At 42.1% G+C, this 18,113-nt stretch carries 11 protein-coding genes and 1 pseudogene; 5 read left to right on the top strand and 7 right to left on the bottom strand.

What is annotated here, in order from left to right; translation table 11 throughout:
- Positions 1-110: 110 nt before the first annotated feature.
- The 5 genes and pseudogenes from JWQ54_RS22355 to JWQ54_RS22375 form a co-directional block, all read right to left on the bottom strand.
- Positions 111-929, bottom strand: a complete 819-nt coding sequence (locus JWQ54_RS22355) for a glycerophosphodiester phosphodiesterase family protein (RefSeq protein WP_299589606.1) — start codon at positions 927-929, stop codon at positions 111-113.
- A 26-nt stretch (positions 930-955) separates the two neighbouring features.
- On the bottom strand, positions 956-3,682 hold the full coding sequence (locus tag JWQ54_RS22360) for a hypothetical protein (protein WP_299589608.1): 2,727 nt from the start codon (positions 3,680-3,682) through the stop codon (positions 956-958).
- A 128-nt stretch (positions 3,683-3,810) separates the two neighbouring features.
- Positions 3,811-5,394, bottom strand: a pseudogene (locus JWQ54_RS22365) (SusD/RagB family nutrient-binding outer membrane lipoprotein).
- Positions 5,395-5,407: 13 nt separating this feature from the next.
- Positions 5,408-8,689, bottom strand: coding sequence for a SusC/RagA family TonB-linked outer membrane protein (locus JWQ54_RS22370; RefSeq protein WP_299589610.1), 3,282 nt, complete (start codon positions 8,687-8,689; stop codon positions 5,408-5,410).
- A 339-nt stretch (positions 8,690-9,028) separates the two neighbouring features.
- Positions 9,029-9,607 carry a phosphonate degradation HD-domain oxygenase gene (locus JWQ54_RS22375; RefSeq protein WP_299589612.1) on the bottom strand — a complete coding sequence of 193 codons (579 nt, stop codon included), beginning with the start codon at positions 9,605-9,607 and terminating at the stop codon, positions 9,029-9,031.
- Between the two features lie 342 nt (positions 9,608-9,949).
- Between JWQ54_RS22375 and JWQ54_RS22380 the strand changes: the two genes are divergently transcribed.
- The 5 genes from JWQ54_RS22380 to JWQ54_RS22400 all read left to right on the top strand — a co-directional run bounded on the left by JWQ54_RS22380 (position 9,950) and on the right by JWQ54_RS22400 (position 16,568).
- The gene (locus tag JWQ54_RS22380; protein WP_299589614.1) at positions 9,950-10,531 is read left to right on the top strand and encodes an XRE family transcriptional regulator; all 582 of its coding nucleotides are present in this window, start codon (positions 9,950-9,952) and stop codon (positions 10,529-10,531) included.
- A 175-nt stretch (positions 10,532-10,706) separates the two neighbouring features.
- Positions 10,707-11,393, top strand: coding sequence for an HAD hydrolase-like protein (locus JWQ54_RS22385; RefSeq protein WP_299589616.1), 687 nt, complete (start codon positions 10,707-10,709; stop codon positions 11,391-11,393).
- 2 nt (positions 11,394-11,395) lie between these two features.
- Positions 11,396-12,715, top strand: a complete 1,320-nt coding sequence (locus JWQ54_RS22390; protein ID WP_299589618.1) for a DUF5690 family protein — start codon at positions 11,396-11,398, stop codon at positions 12,713-12,715.
- Positions 12,712-13,887, top strand: a complete 1,176-nt coding sequence (locus JWQ54_RS22395; protein WP_299589619.1) for a TIGR03364 family FAD-dependent oxidoreductase — start codon at positions 12,712-12,714, stop codon at positions 13,885-13,887. Before JWQ54_RS22390 ends, JWQ54_RS22395 begins: the two co-directional genes overlap by 4 nt.
- Positions 13,888-14,033: 146 nt before the next feature.
- A complete protein-coding gene (locus tag JWQ54_RS22400) occupies positions 14,034-16,568 on the top strand; it encodes a phosphocholine-specific phospholipase C (RefSeq protein WP_299589622.1) in 2,535 nt (844 codons plus the stop codon).
- Positions 16,569-16,739: 171 nt separating this feature from the next.
- Here the strand turns inward: JWQ54_RS22400 and trxA are convergent, their stop codons facing one another.
- Together trxA and JWQ54_RS22410 are read right to left on the bottom strand one after the other, a co-directional pair.
- Positions 16,740-17,036: a thioredoxin gene (trxA, locus tag JWQ54_RS22405; protein WP_299589624.1), complete on the bottom strand. Its 297-nt coding sequence runs from the start codon at positions 17,034-17,036 to the stop codon at positions 16,740-16,742.
- A gap of 174 nt (positions 17,037-17,210) precedes the next feature.
- Complete coding sequence (locus tag JWQ54_RS22410; protein ID WP_299589626.1) at positions 17,211-18,095, bottom strand: alpha/beta hydrolase; 885 nt, start codon at positions 18,093-18,095, stop codon at positions 17,211-17,213.
- Between the last annotated feature and the right edge of the window lie 18 nt (positions 18,096-18,113).

Genomic DNA, 18,113 nt, shown 5'->3' on the forward strand with positions numbered 1-18,113 from the left:
ACATTTATCAGGGTAATTAGTTTTCAAACTACCGGAAAATACGCGCTAACGTCACATAAAATATGAACTCTTAAAAAAATTTATAAGCCCCCAATAAATACACCCCAATCTTACCTCAACCCCTTCTCTTCTAAATATTTTATTAAAGCCGGCGGGTTATCTGTTTGCAAACCCTTTAAACCAAGGGCAATTGCCTTATCCCAAACCAGCGGCCCTTCCAGCGGCCCCTGAGCATCGGGCCAAACGGGTAAATTAAGGGATGCAGCAAACGCCAGCATATCACTGTTATAGGTATTATAATTTCCGTCGAGCACATCCGGGTGGTATGCATCAATAAACTTTTTCATGGCCACGGGATCTTTTATACTATCTGGCATACTCAACATCAGGGGCATGGCTGGGTCGGTTTTACGCCAGTCGGTAATCTGCGAAGCCTTGTTAATGTAAACCAACACCTGTTTTTCCATATGGTATTGTTTTAGCAGGTTCAGGGTAGCTGTTGCATCGGCTTCCTTAAAATCTATATAAATATAAATTTTATCCTTGCAAAGCTCCAGGATCTGTTCAAAAGTGGGGATCCGGTAAGTAGCCGTATCAGGCTTGCTTTTAACCCTTACTTTAAGCTCCGCTACCTGCTGCACGGTAAGATCTTTGATCAATCCTTTGCTATCGGTCATCCGGTTTATGCTGGCATCGTGCATGCTGATGAGTTTTCCATCGCTGGTGGTGCGTAAGTCTATCTCAATGTAATCGGCACCATCCTTAATAGTTGCGGCATAACCTTCCAGGGTATTTTCAGGATAAACGGTATGATCGCCCCGGTGAGCAACAACAATATATTTATGCCTTGCTTTTGGTACGGGGTTTTGAGCGTAATTTGTTATTGGTATTAGTAGTAGCAGAGTGGCTGCTAAACATATGAATTTCATATTTAGTTATTATAAATTAGATGTTATTAATCCTTATCGCCCTTATCCAGGCGCTTGCGTTCATTTCTTTCATGTTCTTCATCATCCATATCAGGGCCTTTTTCAATTTTTCGCCAGTCAATGGTTTTATTATATCTCAACATTGCCTTTTGCGGGTCAAAGATCCTGGTATCGCTTTTAATTAAGGTATAGGGTGTATAATCAGGTTTGGATGTAAAAAAATCCTGTAATAAAGTACCCGTAGCATCATATTGATTTACATAGGGAACATCCAGTATGTTATAAATGGTTTTAATGATCGCTCCAAAATTTGCATGCGTATGGCTCACATATCCTTTTTTAACATATGGCCCCGCCAGCATAAGTATTGACCTGTGGGCATCAAGATGGTCAACGCCGCCCTGGGGATCGTCCTCAGTAATAATAACCAGCATATTTTTCCAGTATTTGGTGCGCGACAAAAAATGCAATATGCGCCCTACGGCAAGGTCATTATCAGCAACAAAAGATTGTTTATACGGATACCCGTCTTCCGGCCTTACATCAGCAGTATGATCATTGGGTACTTGCATGGTTATTAAAGCAGGCATTTTTTTCCTGCCTTTAATCCACATCTTGGTAAATTCACCCTCAAACTGATCCATCCTGAACTGATCAGGGATATTGGTATTAAAGCCGGCATAATTATGGCTGGTTCGGTTGAATAATGCCTTTTGCATAGGTACCATTACCACATGGCCTGAACCTGTTGCAGTATCCTGCCATTCTTCGCGATTGTGGGCGGTTTCATTTCCCTCGCCAAAATTGTAAAATTCAACTCCTTTGCGGTCCAAAGCTTCCCATAATCCGCCACGTTCAGCATAGTCTTCAGGATCCATGCTTCCCGTTGATCCCGGAAAGCGCCTTCCCGGTGCGGTTGAAAATATTTTGGCTGTTTTGCTTACGTTTGAATTTGCTTCAACCCATTCATTCGGAATAACGCCAAGCATCCAGTGATGGCCATGTATTGAGGCATCGCTATCGCAATAGTAATTATCAGAAAAAGCAAACTGCTGCGCTGCTTTTAGATGATTTGGGGCTACCTTAAGATTCGGCAATTGAGTTTTTAAGGCATCGGGCAGGGTATACTCACAATTTACGCCGAACCGGGCAAGTGTGCTGTCTCCGTTCGCATTTTTTAGCTGCCCCATTACCTCATCATAAGTACGGTTTTCCTTTGTTATATAAACAATGTACTTAATTGGGGTTGGCGTTAGCCCCGGCAGCGCCGGTAAGGGATTGGTTGGGTCAACAGTAACAGTTTTACTTAAAAAAGTATTACTGATAACCTGACTGGTATAATTTTTCAGCTTTTCAATATCAGGCACAAGAAGTTTTTGAAACAGGCCCAGTTGTATATCACCAATATAAGTTCCCTGTGGTGGTTTAATAAACCCGGCCCCGCCGTTCGGACCCGCACCCAGCCCCCTGCATGATGTTATATAAAGTTCTTTTTCATTGGCAGATAACTTAACCCTTGACGGACCCCAGCCTGTAGGGATAAGGCCCAGGGTAGTTTTTGAAGGTACATCAATAACCGCTACCGCATTAAAACCAAGCAAAGCTACATATAGTGTTTTTTCATCCTTGCTTAAGCAAATTCCAAATGGAAGCAGGCCGCGATAATGATCAACTCTTTTATCTGTTGTAATAGGTATGTCACCCAGCAATTGATGATTTTTATAGTCGATTATTGAAATATTGTCATTAGTAGCATTTGTAACATAAGCATACCTGCTGCCTACGGCTATTGAATTTGGACTAGCTCCGCCAACAACCTCGGCCCCTTCAATCATTTGCCCTACCTGGTGGCCTGTTTTAAATTTATTAATGATGCGGTTGGATGCAAGGTCAATAGTAAAAACGCTCATAGCCTCAGGCGATAACGGACTACCAACGCCCGGAATTTGCCGGCCTTCTACAACTGTTCCTTCTATTGATTCTTTAGTGTTGTTGCCATAAGGATGATGGGTGATCATTATAGAGTCAACATTTTTGGGGGTTGCTCCCTTTATCAGCGGGTATGAATACATCCCAACATTGGCCACAAATGCGGTCTTTTTATCCGGACTAAGGGCCAGGCCAAATGGCTGCCTTCCCGAAGGGATCGACGCTGTAATGGTTTTAGTTGCCAGGTCAATACGAACCATCCTGAAATTCCCCCTGTCCAAAACCAGTAGCTCATTATTTGCATCATTCAGCAGCAGGTCTGAGGTAAAACTATCTTCATAATTTACTCCATCCACTTTGCCATTTAGCGATAAGGAGTCTACCCGTTTCAACGTTTCGGTATCATATACAATTATAGCTCCGTTATCTCCCCCGCTCAGGTACACGGTTTTTGAATCCGGTGCAAAAGCAACTCCTAAAAATGAACCATCTTTAATGGGTGAAATTATTGTTTTATCGTACGAGGGAACCCTTAAGGCATCCATTGATGCAAGATCTATTAAAGTAATTACCCCATTATGCAGTGTAATTGCTTTTTTTCCATCGGGAGAGATGGAAAGCCCGAAGGGATCATGGGTGATGCGTACTATTTGTCCCGCTGGCGTTACAAAACGGCCGCTGGGTAATACAGAGACCCTGTGTTGATCAATTTTACAATATTCGCTCACACCCGGAACTTCCAGAATCGTTGCTCGTTTTTGAGCACATACAGAGGAAGCAACTATAAATAAAAATGCTGCTACAGAAAAAAATTTATCTTTCATCGCTATCAATTATTATGGATTTTATTTACTTTTTGCAATAAAAGCATTACGTATAAAGTAAGCTCATTAATATTATAAAATAAAGAAGCCACCCGGTTTTGGCGGATGGCTTCCTGTAGAAAGTATTATTATTTAAGGATCCACATTACACCATTAATATCATCGTTGCCACCATACTGGCTTGCAAGCGCAGTATTGTAATTGGCAGCATTTGCGGTACGCTCTGACGATGGGTACTGAAAACGTAAAGCTATCCGCTGCCCGTTGCTGGTACCAGGACCAGTAGTAAAGTTTGGCACCCCTGTTCTGCGATAAGTAAAGTATGACTCTAAACCTGAATGGCGGAATAGTGCAAGATATCTTTACTGCAGGATTTGTGTTAAGCCAGTTGCACCACCGGCATATTTTACAGCTGATTGTGTATAATAAGTATTCCAGTTTGTATTAATAGCATAGGTATCATAATTGGCGATATTGGTTGTACTGGATGAACCAGGACGGTAAAAATAAGCGGTGAATGATCCTGTAACCGGGATACCATAATAAGCCATTGATGCCTGGATACCTGCGGTATAGTAAGTTTCCGCATTTCCCGGAGCCCAGCCACGGTTAATACCTTCTGCAATATTAAACATCAATTCAGGGTAACCAATTTGAATACTTGGCTCGCCGGTATAGGTTGAATAATAACGTTTGCGGTTAATGAATGAATAAAATTGCAATCCGGCATTATTATACATTACTCCAAGGTCTAAACCAGGGTCTGCACCTACAAATGAAGCAAAATCTGTTGGGCTCTGCTTTTTAGTATCAACTAAATAACGCGCAGGCTCAGCTGTAACATAAACCCTTGGATCTTTAAAAGAAGTTAATAATTTAATATATGTTTGAGAAGAGTTTTGCCTTGAGCCATTTTGACCAAAGTTATCAGGATTTTGCGGATAATAATTGGTAGGTGCAACAAATGTATATTGCAGGTTATCATCGGAACTGGCCATCAGCGGATATTTTGCAGGATTGGCAATTATGGCTGCAAATTGTGCCGGCACGTTTAAATCTGTTTCAGAAGTTTTTTTACTCAGTTCTGTTAACAACCTTATCCTGTAAGCGTTCACAACTTTTTGCCATTTAGTTAAATCGCCACCAAAAAATATGTCCCCGGTCAATGTATTACTGCCTGTGGTGATCAATGATGCAAGATCGGCGTTTGCACTTTCTAACCAGGCTAATGATTGTACCATTACTGCTTTTTGGCTATCATAAACAGGTTTAAGGTTAGCAAGTCCTTGTAAAGCTTGTGTCATTGGGATATCCCCTTCTTCCAAACTCATTTTACTAAAGAAATAAGCCCTGAAGAATTTACCGATTGCACTGTACGGATTAACAGCCGGAGAGCCTGCAACTACTGCCTGTTGCTCCATAAGAAGTACATTTTTCAGCGTAAGGTAATAATTGTCTCCTGAACCCAAATCATAAGTATTATCACCATAATAATTATAGTTATAAATGTAATACTGATCGTATATTTCTGAAGAACCATCAGGGAAATCAACCATACTATTTAACACCCCATTTAATAGTAACGATGCCGGTACACTGGTTGGCACATTATGGTTTATAGCCCTGTCCTCAAAAGTCTTTTTACAGCTGCTTACCGTCAATACCATAAGTACCGGCAGTAAATAAATTTTTAATATCTTTTTCATGATCATTATCTTATTTTAATTAGAATGATAGTTTAATATTCAACCCGTAGCTGCGCACTGATGGTGACTGCAAGCCTGTACTGGTGGTAGCAGAGTTGGCATACTGATCTAAATCAACATCCTTAAATTCCGGATTCTTGTAGAAGTAAAGCAGGTTACGGCCATAAATCGATGCTGACGCTTTTTCAATGAAGGTATTCTGCAGCCATTTTTTAGGCACATCATAGCTTACTGTTACTTCGCGTAATTTTGCATAGGTTTTGCTCATTAGGTTAGCTTCAGTAAAATTATAATATTCACTGGCGTACTCCTGTACAAAGGCTTTTGATGTATTAGGCGAATATTGCAACGCACTGTAATTTAATACAGCACCGGTTTTTGAGTCATAGTTAGGGGCAACGCCATTTGATATTACTACACCCTTGCCTACATAACTACCGGTATAACCTGTTTTACCAAAGTTTAACCAGTCCTGGTAACGGGCAGCGCCCAAAGCGCCTTCAGCTGTTAAGGCATTACTACCACCACGAACTGTTTTGTTATGAACATAATCTGAAGTAACCCCGCCTACTGCACCATCAAACTGAAAACTTAAGCTCACGCTTTTGTAGTGAACTTTATTATAGATAGACCAGTTGTAGTCAGCATTAAGGTGCCCTAACACAGAAGGAAAGCTATTTTTTAACGGTTCGCCATTCGCTCCGTTGATGATCACTCCTTCAGGTGTCCTTACAAAGGCCGAACCGTAAAATATATCGGTACGGTCACCTTTCTTAAAATAAGTGTTGTAAGTTGATTGGCCAGCTGGCAATTCAGCAAAAATTTGTTTGTAGGTAGATAAGTTAACCAAAACATCCCATCCAAAACCGCCAAGGTCCTTTATTGGGGTACCGGTTAATGAAAGTTCATAACCGGTGGTTTTTGTTTTTAAAGCATTTATGTATTCTGTAGTATACCCGGTTGCCGTTGAAATAGCATTAGCCAATATCTGCGGCCCGTCTACATACTGGAACGCAGTACCGCTTAATCCCAAACGGTTTTGAAGGAATTTAATATCAAAGCCTTCTTCGTAATTTACGCGTGTTGATGTTTTAATGCCGTTTGCATACAAGCTGTTAGGCCCATAACCAGCGGTTTGGCTATTGTATGGCTTTGCCGTAGAATAAGAGGTATTAAGTGCATATGTAGGGCCATTATAAGGAGAATTATAAGTGGTTCCGTAACCCAGTGGGTTATTAAAAAGTGAAGCACCGGTACTTCCTCCAAAGGCTGTTATTGAACTAAAAGGTGCGGGGCCTATAGTAGGGCTGGTGGCATCACTGCGAATATTGGCATATGAAAATCTTGCTTTCAGGAAAGATATAAACTCCGGCATTCTAATATAATCCGAGATCACTGTAGCTAGTGAGGCACTTGGATATAAATAAGTGGTTGGCTGCTGGAATGATGATGAATATTCATTACGGATGGTCGCTGACAAAGTTGCATACTTGCCAAACGATGCATCTAACGATGCAAATTCACTTAACTGGATCTGTGCTGAATTAAAGCTGGTTGCCTGTAAAGCATTACGTGAATTACTGAAGGCATAAACATTTGGCACGTTCAGGTAATCAGTTGAAACCCAGCTGGAGTTATATTTAAAACTACGCAGGTTACTACCCACCAAACCGGATAAATTTAGAAAATGCTTTATGGTGTAATCGAAATTTACCGTTAACAAGGTATTGTTGTCAAACAGGTCGCGCCTGTCTTCTCGATAGTCACCCTGGTTTCCTTCACGCCCGTAAGGGTGAGCAGAAAAAGGCATATCCTCCGTACGCAGTAGGTTGTAAGTGTCAATCTGGTTTTTTAAAGATATATTAACGTGGTTATCAACTTTGTAGTTAGCAGACAAATAACCATAAATATCATTTTTGTAATGTCCCCTTGTCCATATTTTAGTTAATAAATAAGGATTATGGTAACGGGTATACTCAGCAAACTGCGACTGAATATTAGTTTTACCCGGCTGCCAGATAGCTTTAATATCAGGAGCATTTACATCCCAGTCAGCTCCTGTCCAGATGGCCATGTTGTAGATGATACTATTCGGGCCGTACTGAACGTCCGGAAAATCATTAGTGCTTTGCCTGTTAAAATCAACACTTGCTTCAAATTTTAACCGCGGGGATGCATTATACGATGCATAAATGTTTGCATTTGCTATATCAAGGTATTGAGATGGGATATAACTTTTTTGATGTTCCTGCGAAGCGGAAAACCTAATATTATAATTATCCCCATTTGCTGTTAAGGCAACGTTGTTATTGGTTTGATAACCGGTTTGTAAAAAATTAGCCAGGTTATTTGCACCTCTTGCAGTCCATGGAGTTCCCTGGCGTACACCATTAACAACCGGGCTGTCATATTGAGGGATAAGCTGGCCAGCAAAATATGGCCCCCAAACATCATAATCACTATCCACACCACCCGGTGCACCACCTTTACCATCAACAAATTGATAAAAGGTATTTTCACCCGGCCCGAATGAATTTTGTATTCGCGGAAATGCAAGAAATCCTTTATTGATCACGGTGCTACTGTTTATTTCGACAGATAACCCCTTTTTATTTTTATCACCTTTTTTAGTGGTTATCAAAATGGCGCCAAATTGTGCGCGACTACCATATAATGCAGCAGCAGCCGGCCCTTTAAGCACGGTATAGCTCTCAATGTCATCAGGGCTCAAGTCAAAAGTATCTGAGTTAAAAGGCAATCCGTCAATAACATATAACGAGACTTCGTTGCCACGGATAGTTACTTTAGGACTTCCCAAAATTTCTGATGTGGCGCCTACCTGTAAACCGGCTACCTTACCAATTAAGCCGTTAATAGGATTAGGGTCGCGGGCAGTAGTTAAGGCATCGCCGTTTACGGTTTGAATAGCATAACCTACGCGGCGTGTTTCCTTTTTAACACCTAAGGCCGTTACCACAACTTCATTTAGTACTTTGGCATCATCAGCCATTGATACATTGTAGTTGCTTTGATCGCCTATAGTAATTTCCCGTGTTACAAATCCCAGGAATTTAAAAACAAGCACCTGGCCTTTTTCAACGGTAAATAAAAAGCGACCGTTAAGATCTGTTACTGTGCCTTTTGTGGTACCTTTAAGCATAACGCTCACGCCTGGTAAAGGCTGTTTTTTGTCATCGGTTACAGTACCGCCGATCTTTGATTGCCCGAATAAAATTATCGGGGCAAGACAGAATAACAATACCGTTATTACGGTCTTTAGTTGCATGTAAATCTGTTTCATCTGTTAATTTTTAATAGTGATGGGAAGGAAGTTTTCATGCAGCAATACTAAACTTTGTTTATTATTGGTAAACTAAATTAGTATTAAGCAATATTTAATAATAGATGAGGAAAATGTTAAGCGGGTAGATTTCTGTAACAGGGGCGTTACTTATTGCTTACAATATTTTAATATTGGAGGGGAGAGGTTAAAGCTGAAAGGTAAAAGGCGAAGGTTTTCCGCCGTGCCAGTTTCCGCGGGGTCTCTTTGAAAAAGGACCCTGCGCCGCATGCTAAGTGTGCAATTGACTGAAAATTATAAAAACTAATCTCCGGTCTCTAATCTCTATTCAACCAATTTCTAACCCCTATCCAGGTGTGCCAATGCAAGCTCTTTCAAATGGGCTACATTATTAACGGGCACATTCGTTTCTTTTGCCATATCGTCCCAGTAGCGTAAACGGATTATTAAATCGGCTTCAGGGTTCAGTTCAAATTCATCAGCTTCCTCTTTGCTCATTCTGCCGCCCTGGAACTCCAGTGTTACCTTGCTTGCATCAGAAAGCTTGCTATAATATTCGGGCTGCTTGTAAGTGAGGTATCTTTTTGCCAGTACATGGCCCTGCACCAAATTGGCCAGCCTTTCTGAAAAGCCGCGTTCCAACAAATAATCAGCGCCAAGCTTTTCATGGTCTACATTACCCATCCCATCCATACTTTCCGCTTCTCCTTCTTCTGCACATAAATGGCCTATATCATGAAAAAATGCGGCAAGAATCACTTCATCATCATAACCCTCTTCTTCGGCAAGCGCTGCCGCCTGCGACATATGCTCCAGTTGCGAAACCGGCTCGCCTATATAATCCTCATCACCATATTTTTCATACAATGAAAAAACTTTGTTCACTATTGCCTTGTGATTGTTAGCTGCGGATCTCATTTGGGTAATTTTTGAGTGCAAATTAAACAAACGAATATTATGATTGTGTTAAGGGTGCATTAATGTCGCAACTATTGTCTGAATCAGAATTTTTCACCTCTTGTTTGTTTTCTAAGGCGTTCAAGAAGGCTACGCCGTTTACAGGATTTGAGAATTCGCAGAATGTAAATTTGATTGCGTTATTGGATCTCATCCTGGTAATTTTTAAATTCTGATTCAGACAAAAAATTATCTTATAATCTTTTAATCCTAAAAATCTTAGTTTAACTTTTCTTAACATAAATATTATTTCCGGGCGTTTGGTTTATTAGTTACTTTGTGCCTCAAACCTTTTAAATATTAATGGAAGACGACATTCTGATCCAGATAAGTAACCGGATTAAAGACCGAAGACGGGAAAAAAACATAACAGTACATGAACTTGCTATAAGGGCCAACGTTAGTAAAGGACTAATATCACAGATTGAGAACAGCCGTACCATACCGTCATTAATGGTATTGATAGAAATCATCAAGGCGCTTGAAATTGATCTTAATGAGTTTTTTAAAGACATCCGCTCAAAAAGTGATGATCTTCCTATCCTGGTAAAAAGAAAAACCGATTACGAGCATTTTGAAAAAGAACATGCATTGGGTTTTCATTACCAGCGGATCTTTACAAAATCCATCAATCCAGGCACCATTGATATTGTTATTCTTGAGCTTGAGCCTGGCGCTACCCGCCCTTTGGTTGAAACCGATGCCTTTGAATACAAGTACGTGTTATCCGGCGAGATAGAATACCAGTTTAACGAGGAAAAGATAATCTTAAGCCAGGGCGATTCCATGTTATTTGACGGTCGAATCCCTCATACTCCAAAAAACCTTGGCACCACAACTGCCAGCATGCTTGTTATTTATTTTTTTGAGGAGAAGGGGAAGTGAGTTGATTGGGTTGATTAGGTTAGATTGAGTTGATTAAGTTAATTCCGGCAGCAACTTATTCAACCTAATCAACTCATTCTAACTCAATCAACTAATCCATAACACAACCTTAACACAAAATTAGTTTGCTATTAATAAACTAAGTTTAGTATTGCTCAACAATCCATAGACAATTATGTCAATAAAATTAGTAGTGTTTGATATAGCCGGCACAACGGTTAAAGATGACCATGACGTAAGCAAGGCTTTCCGGGAGGCTTTATTAAAATCAGGTTATGAAGTCCCTCTCGACCTGATAAATCCCCTTATGGGATATGAAAAAAATCTTGCCATAAAGCAGATCCTGCGCCTGCATGAGCATAACGATGCCAAAATAACTACGGAGCTGGTAAGCAAGATCCATAAGGAGTTTGTACAGCAAATGATAGCTCATTATAAAACAGCACCCGGCATTGAACCGCTGCCAAACGTTGAGGAAACTTTTGCGGCATTGAGAGCACAAGGCATACAAGTAGGTATAAATACGGGCTTCTCACGTGATATCGCCGATACTATAGTTCACCGCCTGAAATGGGTTGAAAAAGAATTGATAGACCATGTTGTTGGTTCGGACGAAGTAGAGCTGGGCAGGCCGCACCCTTACATGATCCAGAAAATGATGATCGACGGTAAGATTGACAGGCCAAGGGAGGTTGCCAAGGTTGGCGATACTGAAGTTGATGTGCGCGAGGGCCAAAATGCGGGCTGTAAATATGTAATTGGCGTAACCACCGGCATTTTTACCCGCCAGGAGCTTGAGCCATATAATCCTACACATATTATTGACGATATTGCACAGGTAATTAACATCATAAGCAAATAGCTATGCAAGTTATGGATCGCCTGCGTATAAAAGTTGCCAAATGGCCTTATGCGCTTTTATCGGTAACAGCGGGTGTTGCAGCCTTCGGGGCTTATACCTCTATGTATGCGTTCCGTAAAGCTTTTGCCGCCGGCACGTTCACAGGTCAGCAGTATTTTCATGTCGACTATAAGGTTTGGCTGGTTATTGCACAGATAATGGGCTACGCCCTGAGCAAGTTTTATGGCATTCGTTTTATTTCCGAAATAAATGGCGCCAAACGCGGGGTAACCATTTTAATGCTGATAGGAATTGCATGGCTGGCCTTGTTAGGCTTCGCATTAGTACCGGCTCCCTATAACATTATTTTCCTGTTTATAAACGGTTTTCCTTTGGGGTTAATATGGGGACTGGTGTTCGGCTATTTGGAAGGCCGACGCTCAACCGAGTTTATGGCTGCGGTGCTGTCAGTCAGCCTGATATTTGCATCGGGCTTTGTAAAAACAATAGGACGTACCCTGCTGCAGGTTTTGCCTATAAACGACTTCCAGATGCCGTTCTTAATGGGGGCTATTTTCGCAATTCCGCTGGTATTATTTGTGCTTTTTCTCGAGGTTGTTCCCCCGCCAACTGCAGAAGATATTAAGCTGCGTACCAAACGCAAACCCATGAATGCTGAGGAACGCAGGCAGTTTTTAAAGCGCTTTTTACCGGGCATCATCCTAACCCTTATCATATATGTACTGCTAACTGTTATGCGCGACGTGCGCGATAATTTCGAGCCGGAAATTTGGGCTAGTTTGGGCATAAAAGGCACTATGATTTACACCACTACAAATACAAAAATATCTGTAATTGTATTGATAGCCATCAGCCTGATGATCCTGATCCGAAAAAACCTGCGGGCATTCAGTATAATCCATCTAATGATTATTGGAGGCTGCGTATTAATTGGTGCATCAACCATTTTATTTTCTTTAAATATAATAAGCCCCACCGCCTGGATGACTATGACAGGCCTTGGCTTATACCTGGGCTACATACCTTACAACGCCATATTTTTTGAGCGGATGATAGCCACCTTTCACTATAAAAGTAATGTTGGTTTCCTGATATACGTTGCCGATTCAATAGGTTACCTGGGCAGTGTAAGCCTGCTGCTTATAAAAGAGATTGGCCGGCCAAACATAAGCTGGGCTGATTTTTTTAAGGAAGGAGTTGTATTTGTAGCAGTTATTGGCGGTGTATGCGCAATTTTATCACTTTTATACTTTTTACAAAGCGCCCGCAAAGGCAATAAAGGCGAAAAATCACCACGAGAACTAAACATACAACCTGTATGAAACAAACATCTTCAACAAACTCCCCCTTCAGGGGGTCGGGGGGCTCGGCAATAATTATAGGGGCTGGTATTGTAGGACTTGCTACCGCGAGGGCGCTTGCCCTCAGAGGTTATAAAGTAACCATATTTGAGCGTAACGAGCGTGCCGTAGGTGCATCCATCCGTAATTTTGGGATGATCTGGCCAATTGGACAGGCAACCGGTCCCCTGTTTGAACGGGCAATGCTGTCGCGCAGTATCTGGAAAGAAATTTGTACAGAAGCCAGGATCTGGCATGATGAGGTTGGATCAATGCACCTGGCTTATCATGATGATGAATTGCAGGTAATAGCTGAATACGTGGAGATTAACCAGCATTTCCGCGACTGCAGTTTATTATCGCCAAAGCAAGCTTTGCAAAAATCGCCGGCAGTGAATCCGAATGGCTTAAAAGGAGCCTTATGGAGCGGCGAGGAAATGATAGTAGAATCAAGAGTTGCTGTAGGGCAGGTGGCTAAATACCTTGCTGAAAAATATAATGTGGAGTTTTACTGGAACACTGCCATCAGCCAGATAGATCATCCAAAAGTTATTTCAGGCAACCGCACCTGGGAAGCCGATGAGATTTTTGTTTGCAGCGGGGCTGATTTTGAAACGCTGTACCCTGATTTATTTTCAGAAACACAAATAACTAAATGCAAGCTGCAAATGATGCGACTGGTTACCCAACCAGACGAATGGCGAATTGGCCCGTCATTATGCGGCGGCTTATCCATGATCCATTACCCTGGCTTCCAGGCTGCGGCATCATTGCCTGCTTTACGGAAACGTTACGAGGAACAATATGCCGAATATCTGAAATGGGGCATTCATGTAATGGTATCGCAAAACGGCAGCGGCGAGCTAACCATCGGCGATTCGCACGAATATGGCCTGGTTCATGACCCTTTCGACAAGGAATTTATTAATGATATGATAACTTCCTACTTACAAACTTTTGCCACTTTTAAGGACTGGAAATTACTGCAGTCATGGCACGGCATCTACCCCAAAATGACCAATGGCGCAACCGAACTGATTGTTGATATCGCACCCGGCGTAACCGTAATAAACGGAGTTGGCGGCAACGGAATGACGCTATCTTTTGGGTTGTGCGAGGAGTACTTTTTGAAGAAAGTTGGCAGTTGGCAGTAAGCAGTTGGCACAATTTATATCGGGCAGTACAGTTAACAATATAACAATAAAAGAGTTGTTACTTTTGGAGTTAATCAATTAGAACTGCGCACTGCCAACCGAAAACTGCAAACTAAAGATATTATATTTATACCTACATCAAATAAATGGATACCAGGAGAGATTTTATAAAAAAGGCTGCAATGTTAACAGGCGCGGCTGGTTTATCGGGTTTAATACCGGCTTCAATTCAAAAGGCAATGGCCATTAACCCGCCACCTGGCAGCACTTACATTGATGCCGAGCATATTGTTATCCTGATGCAGGAAAACCGGTCGTTTGATCATGTTTACGGTACGCTTAAGGGTGTAAGGGGATATAATGACCCGCGTGCCATTGATCTCCCTAACAAAAATAAAGTATGGCTTCAATCCAACAAAAAAGGTGAAACTTACGCACCTTTTCATTTAGATATAAAAAATACAAAATCAACCTGGATGAGCTCACTCCCGCATTCATGGCGGAACCAGGTTAATGCCCGTAACGATGGCAAATTTGATAAGTGGCTCGATAATAAGCGCAACGGCAACAAAGAATATGCAAATATGCCGCTTACCCTGGGCTACCATACCCGCCAGGATATCCCTTTTTACTATGCTTTGGCAGATGCTTTTACCGTTTGCGACCAGAACTTTTGCTCGGCCTTAACAGGTACTAACCCTAACCGGTTATATTTTTGGAGTGGCACCATCCGCGAAGAGCAAAATGAAAACTCACGCGCCCACGTTTGGAACGAGGATATGGATTATGGCACCCTTAAATGGAAAACCTTTCCTGAGCGTTTGGAAGAGAACGGCATTTCATGGAACTGTTACCAGAACGAGGTAGCCATAGATACCGGTTTTGAAGGCGAAGAAGACCCATGGCTGTCAAACTTCCAGGATAATCCCCTGGAATTTTTTGCACAATACAACATTCATTTGCACGAGCCGCATATCATCGCTATGGAGAAAAGATCGGCCGAGCTGCCTGCTAAGATTGATGAGCTGCAAAAAAAGATAGATGCTTTGCCTGCCGGTGATGCACATATCAGTCACCTTAAAAAACAATTAAGGGAGATGAAAAGCTACCTGGAATCGGTTAATAAAGAACGTGAAGTTTATAAGCAGGGTATGTTTGATAAGCTGTCAGACAAGGAAAAAAGCCTGCATAACAAAGCATTCAGCAATAATAAAAACGACCAGGATTACCGCACCCTCGTCGACTTAAAATATACAGACGACGGTACCACGCGCGAGCTGAAAGTGCCAAAAGGCGATGTGCTGCACCAATTTAGAGAGGATGTAAAAACCGGCAAGTTGCCAACCGTATCATGGGTAACGGCTCCTGAGAATTTTTCCGATCACCCAAGCGCAGCATGGTTTGGGGCATGGTATGTATCAGAAGTGATGGATATCCTTACCCAAAATCCCGAGGTTTGGAAAAAAACTATCTTTATATTGGCCTATGACGAAAACGATGGCTACTTTGACCATGTGCCGCCATTTACTGCTCCGCATTCGCATAAAACAGGAACAGGCAAGGTATCTGACGGGATTGATACCCGTGTTGAATTTGTAACACTTGAACAAGAACTTGCCCGGAAGGATTTTCCTGAGAAATATGATAAGGAAAATTCCATAGGTTTAGGCTTCCGCGTGCCGCTTGTGATTGCATCACCATGGAGTAAAGGCGGCTGGGTAAACTCCGAAGTGTTTGATCATACTTCAACGTTACAGTTTTTAGAAACATTCCTGAGCAAAAAAACAGGTAAAAAAATCCAGGAATCAAACATCAGCGACTGGCGCCGTACCGTTTGCGGTGATCTTACCTCGGTATTCCGCCCTTATAATGGTGAGGTTATCCCTAAACCGGAGTTTTTACCGAAAGACGAATTTGTAGAGAGTATCCACAAAGCGCAGTTTAAAAAGCTGCCTGATAATTATAAATTGCTTACTGCCGATGAGATAGCTTTAATTAATAAAGCTCCTTATACATCGCCGTACATGCCGAAGCAGGAAAAAGGCATCAAGCCATCATGCGCCCTGCCCTACCAGCTTTATGCCGATGGCAAATTAAGTGCGGATAAAAAATCATTCGGGTTAAAGTTTACGGCAAGCGATAAAGTTTTTGGCAGTTCGGCATCGGGTTCACCATTTAATGTTTATGCACCTGGAAAATATCTTACTGAAGATCTGCGCACATGGGCGTACACCGCAAAAGCAGGCGATACTTTAACAGATGAATGGCCTTTAAGTGACTTTGAAAACAGCCATTACCACCTGCGGGTATATGGGCCAAACGGCTTTTTCCGCGAGTTTAAGGGCAGCGCCAATGATCCGGCATTAGATGTTGTATGCGAATACCAGCCCAACCATATAGACAGAAAAAAACTTACCGGTAATATTGAGCTGAACCTGAATAATTTGGGTAGCCATCAACAAACCATTACGATTGCCGATCATGCTTATAAAACCAATAACCACGTAGTAACGGTTAAGCCAGCCGGTTCATCAACAGTAATGCTTAACCTGATCAACAGCCATGGCTGGTATGATTTCAGCGTTAAAGTTAATGGAGTACAAACCTTTGAAAAAAGGTACGCCGGCAGGGTTGAAACCGGGAAACCAAGCTTTAGTGATCCGCAAATGGGGAATGTGTAGGTGTTGAAAAAATATCGTCATTGCGAGGAACGAAGCAAACTCTGCACATGCTAATCCATAAGAAAAGGTTTATGGTGACCAATTGGCTTAAAGCTAATCGGTCACCACAATCATTAAATTCTTGATTGTCCTTCGCAATGTTTGCTTCGTTCCTCGCAAGGACGCAAAGTATTAAACAAACTGCTGTATAACCTGCTGCAATTGCCCGGCCTGTACTACGCCGCTTTGGCGCCATTTGGTTTCGCTATTTTTAAATATCATAAGGGTAGGTACGCTTTGCACCCTATAGGCATTCGCCGCTGCCGGATTTTTGTCGATATCTATTTTTATAATAGTCACCTTATCGCCTAAAGCATCCTTTACCTGCTTTAATATGGGCGGCATCATCTTACACGGTCCGCACCACTCTGCTGAAAAATCAACCAATACAGGTTTATCTGATGCTATTATCTCCTGGAAATTTGCCATGATGTTTTGGGGTTTATAACAAGGTAACACTTTTATAAGCCATAAGGTTTACTTATTGCTGAAAATTACCTGGGAGTAACAAAAAGATTTCGGATGTCGGAATTTCGATGTCGGAATTAAAAACCTAAAATTACTTACCAAAAAACGTTCGCCCTTTAGGGGGTTAGGGGGCCTCTAATGCATCACTTTCGGCCTGACATTGCTCACCGGTTGCAAAACATTATTATCAGACAGCCAATCAGCCAGGCGCTGTGGCCATGTATTTATTGATTTAAGTTTTGACCGTTGCCCCATGTTAAAGCCATGCGCACCCTGGGTAAACAAATGCGCTTCTACAGGTACTTTGGCATCGCGATAGCGTTGCAGCAGCTGCATTACTGATATGGAACAGCAAGGATCGTCATTGGCGGCCAGCAAGAATGCCGGTGGTGCATCAGCCGGAATAACGTCCGGAATATAAAGCGGCCCCGGATAGATCTGGATCACGAAAGCAGGCTTCGAGCTTTGGCGATCGATAGGGTCAGCTGATTTTGGATCACCTTTACCCTTATCAAAAGCTACCATATCAACCACCTCACCACCTGCCGAAAAGCCCATCAGGCCAATCCGGTTGGTATCAATCCCAAATTCAGCTGCCCTGCTGCGGACAAGCCGCATAGCCCTGAACCCGTCCTGCTTAGCATGTACATCAATTTTATAGGGAGAAAGCGTATCGCGGCCCAAACGATATTTCAGCACAAATACGGCTACACCTAAATTATTTAAAAATTTAGCGGGGTCAACACCCTCGGCAGTATATACCAACAACCTGTGACCACCACCCGGACAAACAATCACCGCAGCACCTGTAGCCTTATCCCTTGGCGGTAAAAATACCGTAAGTGATGGATTATGGATATTTTTCACCCAATAATCTTTTGCCTGCTCAGGTTCGTTACGGCGGTTTTCAAAACCCGGTGCACCTTTGGTCCAAAGCGGGATAACCATTGGTTCTGTTTGTGCCCACAAAGCGGCCGGCAATAATAATAAGATGATGAAAATTTTTATTTGCTTGATCATGATTGAATAGGGTTTTTA

It is taken from the genome of Mucilaginibacter sp. (assembly GCF_028288225.1).
Classification (GTDB): Bacteria; Bacteroidota; Bacteroidia; order Sphingobacteriales; family Sphingobacteriaceae; genus Mucilaginibacter.

Coding starts and splice junctions, on each gene's coding strand:
- JWQ54_RS22360 (WP_299589608.1), bottom strand. CDS start 3,682: ATGAAAGATAAATTTTTTTCTGTAGCAGCATTTTTATTTATAGTTGCT.
- JWQ54_RS22410 (WP_299589626.1), bottom strand. CDS start 18,095: ATGATCAAGCAAATAAAAATTTTCATCATCTTATTATTATTGCCGGCC.
- JWQ54_RS22390 (WP_299589618.1), top strand. CDS start 11,396: ATGCAAGTTATGGATCGCCTGCGTATAAAAGTTGCCAAATGGCCTTAT.
- JWQ54_RS22395 (WP_299589619.1), top strand. CDS start 12,712: ATGAAACAAACATCTTCAACAAACTCCCCCTTCAGGGGGTCGGGGGGC.
- JWQ54_RS22370 (WP_299589610.1), bottom strand. CDS start 8,689: ATGAAACAGATTTACATGCAACTAAAGACCGTAATAACGGTATTGTTA.
- JWQ54_RS22385 (WP_299589616.1), top strand. CDS start 10,707: ATGTCAATAAAATTAGTAGTGTTTGATATAGCCGGCACAACGGTTAAA.
- JWQ54_RS22355 (WP_299589606.1), bottom strand. CDS start 929: ATGAAATTCATATGTTTAGCAGCCACTCTGCTACTACTAATACCAATA.
- trxA (WP_299589624.1), bottom strand. CDS start 17,036: ATGGCAAATTTCCAGGAGATAATAGCATCAGATAAACCTGTATTGGTT.
- JWQ54_RS22375 (WP_299589612.1), bottom strand. CDS start 9,607: ATGAGATCCGCAGCTAACAATCACAAGGCAATAGTGAACAAAGTTTTT.
- JWQ54_RS22380 (WP_299589614.1), top strand. CDS start 9,950: ATGGAAGACGACATTCTGATCCAGATAAGTAACCGGATTAAAGACCGA.
- JWQ54_RS22400 (WP_299589622.1), top strand. CDS start 14,034: ATGGATACCAGGAGAGATTTTATAAAAAAGGCTGCAATGTTAACAGGC.